Raw genomic sequence first — 11,328 nt, 5'->3', positions numbered from 1 at the left:
TGTCCAAAATTAGTTGACCAGTTCAAGCCCGCTCCCACAGTGGATCAAGGTGCACACAAGTTGTGTAGACGGCACAAAATCCTGTGGGAGCGGGCTTGCTCGCGAAGAACGATGACTCGGTATTAAGCCTTGCCACCACTGCGATCAATCGAAAAACCAGCCCAGGTCTGGCTCACCGGCATCAGCTCCAGGCTGTTGATGTTGATGTGCGCAGGCGCATTGAGGACCCAGAAAATAGTCTCGGCGATGTCTTGCGGCTGGATCGCCTCGGCACCGGCGTAAGTGGCGTTGTAACGCTCCTGGTCACCGGCAAAACGCACTAGCGAGAACTCGCTCTCGCACAGGCCCGGCTCGATGTTGCTGACGCGCACGCCCGTGCCTTGCAGGTCGCAGCGCAGGTTCAGGGAGAATTGTTTGACGAACGCCTTGGTCGCGCCATACACGTGGCTGCCCGGGTACGGATAGTTACCGGCGATGGACCCCAGGTTGACGATACCGGCGCCGCGACCATGGGCGATCAGACGCGGCAAGAGCAGGCGGGTGCTGTACATCAGGCCTTTGACGTTGGTATCGACCATGGTGTCCCAATCGTCCAGGTCGCACTTGGGTGCCGGATCGACACCCAGGGCCAGGCCGGCGTTGTTGATCAACCCGCGCAGCTTGGCGAAGGATGGCGGCAGATTGGCAATCGCCTCTTCCATGGCCTTGCGATCACGCACATCGAGCACCAGGCCATGGACTTCGGTCTGCTTCGACAGCTCGGCGCACAGCGCATTGAGGCGCTCTTCACGACGGCCTGTCAGCACCAGTTTCCAGCCTGCGTCGGCAAAACGACGGGCACAGGCTTCACCAAAACCGGAGGTCGCGCCGGTAATAAACAGGGTGTTGGACATCGTGTTCTCCTTGCTTCGGCTGATCGCCAGCCATTGGAATAGAAAATCAGCAGGCAGCATGCCCGGCCTTGATCACAGCGGCAACCACCGTTCAAACTGTTCAAAAAACACTCAATCCCGGCAAACCCTTGACCATCGTGGCCTGCAGCCATGTGCGCGCACGTTATCCACAGGCCGGTCCACAGTCTTTGGGGGCAAGTGAAAAAGCTGCAAGCCGCTATCCACAAGGCTTTGCGCGGGGATTCAAAACTTTTTTGCTTGACCCTCAACCACCTGCTGTGTAGCCCTTGGCCATTTTCATGACTGACGGGTCAAACCAGCGATGGCGACAAGCCAGTAACTACGGCCTTCAGCCGGGTCTTTCCAGAGTTTAATCACAGACTTATCCACAGGCTTGTCCACGCTGAATCCACGCAGTTTCATTACGAACAAAAAGGTTGACAAAGCAGCCTGAGAGTTGCGCAAAAACACCTGATCAAAAAACAACCACACCTCTGCAAGCCACGTTTTCAAAGGCCTGCAGCCAGCTACTCCCACGTTATTCACAGCCGGCTCCACAGCAAACGGGGACAAGTCAAAACCGTGACAAAACAACTATTTGCAGCGGCTTTATGTCGCGCTTCGGGAGCTTGGGAATATTGTTTTCCACAATTTCCTGCGATCCCTGTAGGAGCGAGCTTGCTCGCGATGGTCGTGAACGATAACGCGGGAAGCCAGACACCCTGCAGCGTTCTCGGGTTTATCGCGAGCAAGCTCGCTCCTACAGGGGAATTGGCGGTATCTGGAGATGTAAAAAGCCCCGGCGATTGCGCGCCGGGGCTTGTGTGTAACCACTGAAACTCAGTGCCCGCCGAGATAGGCGTTACGCACATCCTCGTTGACCAACAATTCCTTGCCGGTACCGGTCATGCGGATTTCGCCGTTGACCATCACGTACGCCCGGTCCGACAACCGCAGGGCGTGGTTGGCGTTCTGCTCCACCAGGAAAATGGTCATGCCGGTCTTGGCCAGTTCCCGCAGGGTGGCGAAGATCTGCTTCACCACGATCGGCGCCAGGCCCAGGCTCGGCTCATCGAGCAACAGCAGTTTGGGCCGGCTCATCAGGGCCCGGGCGATAGCAAGCATCTGCTGCTCGCCACCGGACATGGTCATCGCCCGCTGGGTACGCCGCTCTTCGAGCCGCGGGAACAGCTCGAACATGCGTTGCATGTCCTCCTTGGCGTACTTGTCACCGATAGGGATGGTGCCCATCAGCAGGTTTTCTTCGACTGTCATGTCGGGGAACACCCGCCGCCCTTCCGGCGATTGCGCAATGCCGTTGGAGGCGATGTAGTGGGACGACTTGTGGGTAATGTCCACGCCCTGATAGAGGATTTGCCCGTCCGCCGCCCGTGGCTGGCCGAAAATCGACATCAGCAGGGTCGACTTGCCGGCACCGTTGGAGCCGATCAGGCTGACGGTTTCTCCTTCCTTGATGTGCAGCGAGACTTTCTTCAGGGCCTGGATCGGCCCGTAAAACACATCCAGTTCCTTGAGTTCGAGGATGGGTTTGCTCATAGCACCACTTCCTCTTCATCGGCGCCCAGGTAGGCCGCAATCACTTTCGGATCGTTACGAATCGCATCGGGTCCGCCCTCGGCGATGACGATGCCGTGGTCCAGCACCACGATGTGGTCGGAGATGCTCATAACCATGCCCATGTCGTGTTCGATCAGCACCACGGTCAGATCGTGCTCGTCGCGCAGCAGCCGGATCATCGCGCTCAGCGCTTCGGTTTCCTGAGGGTTGAGGCCGGCCGCCGGTTCGTCGAGGCAGATGATCTGCGGACGGGTACACATGGCCCGGGCGATTTCCAGGCGGCGTTGCTGGCCGTAGGACAGCTCACCGGCCAGACGGTTGGCGCAGTCCACCAGGTCCACCACTTCCAGCCAGTAGAACGCGTGATCCAGCGCATCGCTTTCGGCCTTGCGGTAGCCCTTGGTGTTGAGGATGCCGGCCAGCATGCTGCGGTTGACCCACATGTGTTGGGCCACCAGCAGGTTTTCCAGCACCGACATCTCCTTGAACAGGCGAATGTTCTGGAAGGTACGCGCCAGCCCTGCGCGGTTCACCAGGTGAGTGCCACCGAACGCCTTGTAGAACAGCCGACTGGCGAAGGATTTCGGCGAAACGAAATCGGTTGGTTTGAACGATTCGCCCAGCAACTTGATGACGTTGGTCTGCTGACCACGCACATTGAGTTCGATCTTGCCGCCAGAGGCCTTGTAGAACCCGGTCAGGCAGTTGAACACCGTGGTCTTGCCGGCGCCGTTGGGGCCGATCAGGGCAAAGATCGAATTGCGGTGGACTTTCAGGCTGACATCGTTCAACGCCTTGATGCCGCCGAAGTGCATCATCAGCTTTTCGACACTGAGTACGACTTCGCTCATGGCGCTACTCCTTTACGCGGGGTCACACCGGTACGGCTGATCCGGATCAGGCCGCGCGGTCGCCAGATCATCATCAACACCATCAGGATGCCGAACAGCAGCACGCGGTATTCGGCGAAGCCACGCAGCAGTTCCGGAGCCACGGTCAGCACGAAGGCTGCAATTACGACGCCTATGGTCGAGCCCATGCCGCCGAGTACCACGATGGCAAGGATCAGCGCCGACTCGAAGAAAGTGAACGAGGTCGGGTTGACGAAGCCCTGGTAAGTGGCGAAGAACACCCCGGCCAGCCCGGCAGTCGAAGCACCGATGGTGAATGCCGAGAGCTTGACCAGCACGTGGTTCAGCCCCATTGAACGACAGGCGATTTCGTCTTCGCGCAGGGCTTCCCAAGCCCGGCCGACCGGCATGCGGGTCAGGCGGTGCTTGATGTGCAGCACGGCCAGGACCACCATGAACAACACGGCGTAGATGAAGTAGTACTTCACGTCAGGGTTGTAGGCGATGCCGAAGAACTCATGGAACGGCACCCCGCCCTCTTTCGCCCTTTTTCCGAACTCGATGCCGAAGAAGGTTGGCAACGGCGCTGCCATGCCATTCGGGCCGCCGGTCAGGGACAGCCAGTTATTGAGGATCAACCGAATGATTTCACCGAAGCCCAGGGTCACGATCGCCAGGTAGTCACCGTGCAGGCGCAGCACCGGGAAACCGAGGATGCAACCGGCCAGACCGGCCGTGATCGCCGCCAGTGGCAACACCGTCCAGAAACCCAGCCCCAGGTACTGATAACCGAGCGCCAGACCGTAGGCGCCGATGGCGTAGAACGCCACGTAACCGAGGTCGAGCAGGCCGGCCAGGCCGACCACAATGTTCAATCCCAGCCCCAGCAATACGTAGATCAGCCCGAGGATGACCACGCCCAGCAGGTAGGAGTTGGAGAAAAACGGGAACACCACGGCGATGACAATCATCAGCGGGATGATCCAGCGCAACCGGGATTTGTAATCAGGCGCCAGTACATGAACCCCGGAGCCGGTGGTTTCAAAGCCTTCGAGAATTCTCAGGCCCTTTGGGGTTTGCAGGAACAGGCTCAAGGCAAAACGACCGGCCATGACGATAGCGACAATCCAGGCTACCCGGGTCGTTTCCAGGTTGAAGCCATAGCCATCGAGGACGATGCCGACAATCGGGCCGAACACAATCAGGGCCACGAGGCCGGCAAGAACCGCGTCAACCAGGCTTTTTTTGAGATCGATTTTATGAGTGGTTGAAGACATCGCTTACACCTTCGACACAAGAGGACGGCCGAGCAGGCCCTGGGGCCGAAAGACCAGAACGAGAACCAGCAGCGAGAAGCTGAAGACGTCTTTGTAGTCCGAGTTGACCAGACCTGAGAACAGCGACTCGGAGATGCCGAGGATGATCCCGCCGAGCATGGCACCAGGCAGCGAGCCAATCCCGCCGAGCACCGCGGCGGTGAACGCCTTGATGCCGATGACGAAGCCTGCGTAGAAGTCGAACGTGCCGTAGTTCATGGTGATCAGCACGCCGGCCAGGGCCGCCATGGCTGCACCAATGATGAACACGTAGGAAATGATGCGGTCGGTGTTGATCCCCAGGATCGAGGCCATCTTGCGGTCTTGCTGGGTCGCGCGGCACATGCGGCCGAGCTTGGTGTACTTGATGACATAGGTCAGCAGGCCCATCCCGACAAACGCTGCGACCAGAATGAAGATCTTGGTGTAAGTGAGCTGGACGAAGCCGGTCCCGACTTCTACTCGCCATGCACCAGTAAGCAGTGTCGGAACGCCTTGTTGGCGGGCACCCTGGGCGATCTGTGCATAGTTTTGCAGGATCAGCGAGATCCCGATGGCGCTGATCAGCGGTGCCAGTCGGGTGGAGTTACGCAGGGGTTTGTAGGCAACACGCTCGATGACCCAGCCATACACCGCCGTGACGACGATGGTGAAGATCAGCGTGCCGAGCATCAACAGGGGGAAGGATTCAATACCGAAGTATGCCAGCAGAGCCAGACTGATTGCCGCGAGGTAAGCGGAAATCATGTAAACCTCGCCGTGGGCGAAGTTGATCATGCCGATGATGCCATAGACCATTGTGTAGCCGATGGCGATCAGGCCATAGACCGACCCGAGGGTCAGGCCGTTGACCAGTTGCTGCAGGAAAATACCATCCATAACGCAATCTCACGCAATGAGAACCTGCACATGTGGCTGTGCGGTTCTTCTAAGGAAAATACAGATATACGTCGGAGCAATGTCAGCCACGATCAGGCAGGCCACCACCGCCCCCTGTAGGAGCGAGCTTGCTCGCGAAGAACCTGAGGACAACGCGTTGAACCAGCAAGCCCGCGTTATCGTTGACGTTTTTCGCGAGCGTGCTCGCTCCTACAGGGGATCAGTGGATTCATCCGATCGCGTCAGCCCTTACTTCTGTTTTTCCAGCTGGTGGTATTTGCCGTCCTTGTCCCACTGGTAAACCACGTAGTCGGAGACTTTCAGGTCGCCCTTGCTGTCCCAGGTCTTCTCGCCCATGACGGTCTTGACCGGATTAGCCTTGAGCCACTTGGCAGCGTCTTCACCCTTGTTGGACTTGGCGCCGTTGAAAGCTGCAGCCAGGGTCTGGACCGAAGCGTAGGCGTACAGGGTGTAGCCTTCAGGTTCGGTACCGGCCTTGCGGAAGGCGTCTACCACGGTCTTGCTGTCTGGCAGCAGGCGTGGGTCGGCACCGAAGGTCATCAATACGCCATCAACGTTCTGTGGGCCACCGGCGGTGGTCACCAGTTCGTCAGTCACGATGCCGTCATCGGACATGAACTTGACGTCTTTGAGGCCCTGTTCACGCAGTTGCCGAACCAGTGGACCGGCTTCCGGGTGCAAACCGCCGAAGTAGACCACGTCGGCACCGGCCGCACGGATCTTGGTGACGACAGCGCTGAAGTCTTTCTCGCCGCGGGTCAGCCCTTCGTACAGCACCGGCTTCACGCCGCGTTTTTCCAGCTGAGCCTTGGTGGCGTCCGCCAGGCCCTGACCGTAGGTGTCCTTGTCGTGCAGTACGGCAACTTTCTTGCCCTTGAGCACGTCGACGACATAGTCGCCAGCCACGATACCTTGCTGGTCGTCACGCCCGCACATGCGGAACATGGCACTCAGGCCACGCTCGGTCACCTTGGGGTTGGTGGAGCCTGGGGTGATCGTGATGATGCCGGCTTCGTCGTAGATCTCGGAGGCAGGGATAGTCGACGAGGAGCAGAAGTGACCTACTACACCAACGACTTTCTTTTCGGTCAGGTCCTTGGCGACCGTCACAGCCTGTTTCGGTTCGCAGGCGTCATCGCCCTTGACCAGTACGATTTTTTCCCCGTTGACCCCGCCAGCCGCGTTGACCGCATCGGCCGCCGCTTGTGCACCCTTCATGTACTGTTCGCCAAATGCCGCGTTGGCGCCTGTCATTGGTCCCGCTACGCCGATCTTGATGTCAGCCTGAGCAAACGCAGAAACACCCAACGCAGTTGCCACTGCGAGGGCCAGAAAGCCTTTCTTGTAAAACGTCTGGGACATGAGGTGGTGCTCCATGGTTTTTTTAATTGGCACTGCGACTTCAATGAATGCTCAGAGCAAGGGCCGTGCCATCGGTTTTTTATTCTGAAAAAAGTCGCTGCTTTCTTGTTATTTCGACTGTTTCGAGCCCATTTTCATTGGGCGTGCAACCGTCTAAACCGCGGAAGGTAAAACCATTATTTTTTTGAGGCGCAACCCGTCTGCGCCATCATTGCAACCGCAGCTTTAAACGACGTGCAACCAGCCTGTAACAACGTGCGTCACCGAAGTGCACACTGCTGGTGCGGGACTGCTACAACCCGCACCACTACAGGCTAGCTGCAGATCAAAAAAGCGCCGCTTCCCACCGCAAAAATCAACATTCAAATTACGATCCGCAGGCACTGGCCTGCGTGATACAGCGAGAATCCCGCCTCATACAGACAACTGCGCAACCCCACCCCGGCCAATGGCTGCATGGGCGCAAAAGGAATGGGTAGTGCTTGAGGATTTCCGTTACACAGGTAATCGGCAAAGGCCTTGCCGACCACCGTTCCCGTGGTTACGCCCCGGCCGTTGTAACCGGTGACTGCCACCAGGCCGGGCGCCGGTTCGAACAGGCGCATCAAATGATCGGGGGTGAAGGCGATGCAACCGGTCCAGGTGCACTCCCACTCCACCGGCTTGAGGTACGGGAAGTAGTGCTGCTGCACCCGGTCAGCCCAAGCCTTGAGAAACCAGGCCGGTTTCTGATTGCCATTGCCGAGACTGCCCAGCAGCAGGCGTCCGTCTTTATCCCGACGAATGCTGCTCAGGACCTGGCGGGTGTCCCAGGAACCCTGGCCGCCGGGGAGAATTTGCTGCGCAGCCTCTTCGGTCAGCGGGACCGAGGCCACTTGATAGTAATAACCGGGGAAGAAATTGCGCCGCAGCTCCGTCCAGTCGCCCTCGGTGTAGGCATTGGAGGCAATCACCACTTTCTCGGCCATGACCGAACCCTGGGCGGTTTGCACTGACCAGCGCTGGCCCTGGCGTTCAAGCCGGGTGACCGGGGAATGATCGAACAGTTGACCGCCCAGGCCGATGGCCGCTTTGGCCAGCCCCGTGGTGTAGGCCATCGGGTTGAGCGTACCGGCGCGGCGATCGAGCAACGCGGCGGCGATCTTTTGGGTACCCGTCGCTTGTTCGCAGGCCTGGCCGGTCAACAACTCCACCGGCGCCCCACGGCGTTTCCATTGTTCTTCACGACTGCGCAAGTCGGCTTCGCCACGGGCATTGTGGGCCATGTGCAGCGTGCCTTCGCGGCGCAACTGGCAATCGATGTTGTACTTGTCCACAAGACTGAACACCAGGGATGGCGCCGCACCCAGCATGCGGTTGAGCTGGCTGCCGACTTCCTTGCCGAACCCGGCTTCGATCTCGTCCGGGGGAATCCACATCCCGGCATTGACCAGCCCGACGTTGCGCCCCGAACCACCATGGCCGGCACGATGGGCCTCCAGCACACAAACGGTCTTGCCTTGCTCCAGCAGATGCACCGCCGCCGACAACCCGGTAAACCCGGCGCCGATGACGCAGACATCCACCGTGACCTCACCCTTGAGGGCCGAATTGTCCGGCCTTTGCGGCGTCAGTTTTTCCCACAGACACTCATCGCGTAACGGCATTGCCAGACTCCAACAGAAACCTAACCAACACACAAATCACTGTAGGAGCGAGCTTGCTCGCGAAAAAACGTCAGGCAACGCGTTCATCCAGCAAACACGCGCTATCGTTAACGCCCATCGCGAGCAAGCTCGCTCCTACAGGAAGGCACCTATCAGTCGAAGGTGATCCCTTGAGCCAACGGCAACTCCAGCGAGTAGTTCACGGTGTTGGTCTGGCGGCGCATGTAGCCGCGCCATGCATCGGAGCCGGACTCACGACCACCGCCGGTTTCTTTCTCGCCACCAAACGCACCACCGATTTCCGCGCCGCTCGGGCCGATGTTGACGTTGGCGATGCCGCAGTCGCTGCCCACCGCCGACATGAACTGCTCGGCTTCACGCACGTCGGTGGTGAAGATGCACGAGGACAGGCCTTGTGGCACCGCGTTGTTCAGGCGCAGAGCCTCCTGGAAATCGCTGTAACCGACCACGTACAGGATCGGGGCGAAGGTTTCGTGGCAGACCACATCGCTCTGCTCCGGCATTTCGACGATGGCTGGCGACACGTAGTAAGCGTTCGGGAACTGGTCTTCCAACTGACGCTTGCCGCCGAAGACTTTGCCGCCTTCGCTCAACGCCTGCTCCAGAGCATCCTGCATGTTCTCGAAGCTTTGCTTGTCGATCAGCGGGCCGACCAGGTTGCCTTCCAGCGGATGGCCGATACGTACTTTCGAGTACGCGGCTTTCAGGCGGGTGACGATTTCTTCTTTCACCGATTCATGAGCGATCAAGCGACGCAGGGTAGTGCAGCGCTGACCGGCGGTGCCGACGGCGCTGAACAGGATCGCGCGAACGGCCATGTCCAGGTCGGCGCTTGGGCCGAGGATCATCGCGTTGTTGCCACCCAGTTCGAGAATGCTGCGGGCAAAGCGCGCGGCCACTTTCGGCGCCACTTCGCGGCCCATGCGGGTGCTGCCGGTGGCGCTGATCAGCGCCACGCGCGGGTCATCCACCAGCGCTTCACCAGCATCGCGACCGCCGATAACCACCTGGCACAGGTGCGCAGGTGCATCGCTGAAGTTTTTCACGACTCGATCGAACAACGCCTGGCAGGCCAGTGCGGTGAGCGGGGTCTTTTCCGACGGTTTCCACACCACCGGGTTACCGCAGACCAGCGCCAGCGTGGTGTTCCAGGCCCAGACGGCCACCGGGAAGTTGAACGCACTGATCACGCCGACGACGCCCAGCGGATGCCAGGTTTCACGCATATGGTGGCCAGGACGCTCGGAGGCGATGGTCAAGCCGTACAGCTGACGGGACAGGCCGACGGCGAAGTCGCAGATATCGATCATTTCCTGAACTTCACCCAGACCTTCCTGGGTGATCTTGCCGGCTTCCCAGGAAACCAGTTCGCCGAGGTCGGCCTTGTACTCGCGCAGTACTTCACCGAATTGCCGCACCAGTTCGCCACGGCGCGGTGCCGGAACCTTGCGCCACAGTTCGAACGCATGATCTGCGCGACTGATGTGCTGCTCGACTTCAGCGGCGCCTTCCCAGTTCACGGCGGCGATCCTGCTGCCATCGATCGGCGAATGCACCGGCACTTTGCCGTTCTGGTACAGGGTCGGGTTCACACCTAGACGATCAAGCAATGCGGCAACCATGGGTCACTCCTCAAGCAAAAGACAGAACACGTGCAGCCGGAAATTCACGACTGATCAGACCTGTAGTTTTAGCTGTCCGGAGGTTACTCAACAAACGACCTTTAAGAGAGATATCATTCCGTTTATTCATGCTGTGCATTGCTGGCAATAAAGAAACAAGAATCAAGGACCGCCCATGCTGAATAAACGCTACCTGCCATCGATCGCTGCGTTGCAGTGCTTCGAAGCCGTTACCCGGCACTTGAGCTTCACCCGGGCCGCCGAAGAGCTGAACCTGACCCAAAGTGCCGTGAGCAAACAGGTCGCGCAACTCGAAGAGCTGTTGCAGCACCTGCTGTTTCGCCGGGTGCGCCGACGCCTGCAGATGACGCCGGCCGGCGATCTGTACCTGGTTGAGGTGCGAAAAATTCTCACACAGGTCGAGATGTCGACCCATTACCTGCGTTCCTACGGTGGCGAAACAGAAGTCCTGCGGGTTTCCACGCCTCCCACCTTCGGCGCGCGCTGGCTGGTGCCCCGCCTGAAAGGCTGGCGCCTGCGGCACCCGTCGATCCATCTGGACCTGTGCAGTGAGCAGGAAGCCGACGATCTGCTGCAAGGTCGCAGCGACCTGGCGTTCTACTTCGGCCAGGGCTCACGGCCCGGTACCGAATGCCTGAAGCTGTTCGGCGAGGAACTGGTGCCAGTGTGCGCCCCGGGTAGCCTGCCGGACACGCCGTTCACCGACCCGACGCAACTGACCGACCTAGTCCTGCTGCAAAACGCTTCCCGCCCCCAGGCCTGGCATGACTGGTTCGACCACCAGGGTTACCACACCGAGCACAGCTACCACGGCCCGCGTTTCGAAACCTTTTATATGTGCATCCGCGCCGCCCAGGTCGGCTGCGGCGTGGCGTTGCTGCCCCTCTTTCTGGTGGAAGAGGAACTGGCCGACGGCAAGCTGGTCATTCCCTGGCAGCATGCAATGCCCAGCACCGACGCCTATTACCTTGCGTACCCGGAGCATTCGGCGGAAGTGCCCAAGGTGCGGGATTTTGTGAAGTGGATGCTGGAGCAGATCGATAGCCCGGAGGCGGTGCAGCACTAACGTCTTGCACTTTCCCTGTGGCGAGGGGGCTTGCCCCCGTTGGGTTGCGCAG

10 protein-coding genes are annotated in these 11,328 nt (G+C 59.5%); 1 reads left to right on the top strand and 9 read right to left on the bottom strand.

Annotated features, from left to right (window positions below):
* Positions 1–122 precede the first annotated feature (122 nt).
* The 9 genes from PMI29_RS06640 to amaB form a co-directional block, all read right to left on the bottom strand.
* Positions 123–893 (bottom strand): SDR family oxidoreductase, encoded by a 771-nt coding sequence (locus tag PMI29_RS06640; protein WP_008001876.1) that lies wholly within the window; start codon positions 891–893, stop codon positions 123–125.
* Positions 894–1,190: 297 nt separating this feature from the next.
* Entirely contained in the window at positions 1,191–1,439 is a 249-nt protein-coding gene (locus PMI29_RS06645) for a hypothetical protein (RefSeq protein ID WP_008001874.1), read from the bottom strand.
* 294 nt (positions 1,440–1,733) lie between these two features.
* On the bottom strand, positions 1,734–2,450 hold the full coding sequence (locus PMI29_RS06650) for an ABC transporter ATP-binding protein (protein ID WP_007991194.1): 717 nt from the start codon (positions 2,448–2,450) through the stop codon (positions 1,734–1,736).
* Entirely contained in the window at positions 2,447–3,322 is an 876-nt protein-coding gene (locus PMI29_RS06655; protein WP_008001872.1) for an ABC transporter ATP-binding protein, read from the bottom strand. The genes PMI29_RS06650 and PMI29_RS06655 overlap by 4 nt, the downstream gene beginning before the upstream one ends.
* A complete protein-coding gene (gene livM, locus PMI29_RS06660) occupies positions 3,319–4,599 on the bottom strand; it encodes a high-affinity branched-chain amino acid ABC transporter permease LivM (protein WP_008001870.1) in 1,281 nt (426 codons plus the stop codon). The genes PMI29_RS06655 and livM overlap by 4 nt, the downstream gene beginning before the upstream one ends.
* A 3-nt stretch (positions 4,600–4,602) precedes the next feature.
* Complete coding sequence (locus tag PMI29_RS06665; RefSeq protein ID WP_008001868.1) at positions 4,603–5,517, bottom strand: ABC transporter permease subunit; 915 nt, start codon at positions 5,515–5,517, stop codon at positions 4,603–4,605.
* 249 nt (positions 5,518–5,766) lie between these two features.
* Positions 5,767–6,900 (bottom strand): branched-chain amino acid ABC transporter substrate-binding protein, encoded by a 1,134-nt coding sequence (locus tag PMI29_RS06670; RefSeq protein ID WP_007991185.1) that lies wholly within the window; start codon positions 6,898–6,900, stop codon positions 5,767–5,769.
* A gap of 362 nt (positions 6,901–7,262) precedes the next feature.
* Positions 7,263–8,546, bottom strand: coding sequence for an L-pipecolate oxidase (gene amaA, locus PMI29_RS06675; RefSeq protein WP_008001866.1), 1,284 nt, complete (start codon positions 8,544–8,546; stop codon positions 7,263–7,265).
* Between the two features lie 152 nt (positions 8,547–8,698).
* The gene (gene amaB / locus PMI29_RS06680) at positions 8,699–10,189 is read right to left on the bottom strand and encodes an L-piperidine-6-carboxylate dehydrogenase (protein WP_008001864.1); all 1,491 of its coding nucleotides are present in this window, start codon (positions 10,187–10,189) and stop codon (positions 8,699–8,701) included.
* A 175-nt stretch (positions 10,190–10,364) separates the two neighbouring features.
* On the opposite strand from amaB, the gene PMI29_RS06685 reads away from it, so the two are divergent.
* A complete protein-coding gene (locus tag PMI29_RS06685; RefSeq protein ID WP_008001862.1) occupies positions 10,365–11,276 on the top strand; it encodes a LysR family transcriptional regulator in 912 nt (303 codons plus the stop codon).
* Positions 11,277–11,328 lie beyond the last annotated feature (52 nt).

It is taken from the genome of Pseudomonas sp. GM49, from assembly GCF_000282355.1.
GTDB lineage: Bacteria > Pseudomonadota > Gammaproteobacteria > Pseudomonadales > Pseudomonadaceae > Aquipseudomonas.
Note: the sequence above shows the minus strand (reverse complement) of the source record. Positions and strands in the feature narration are given on the sequence as shown.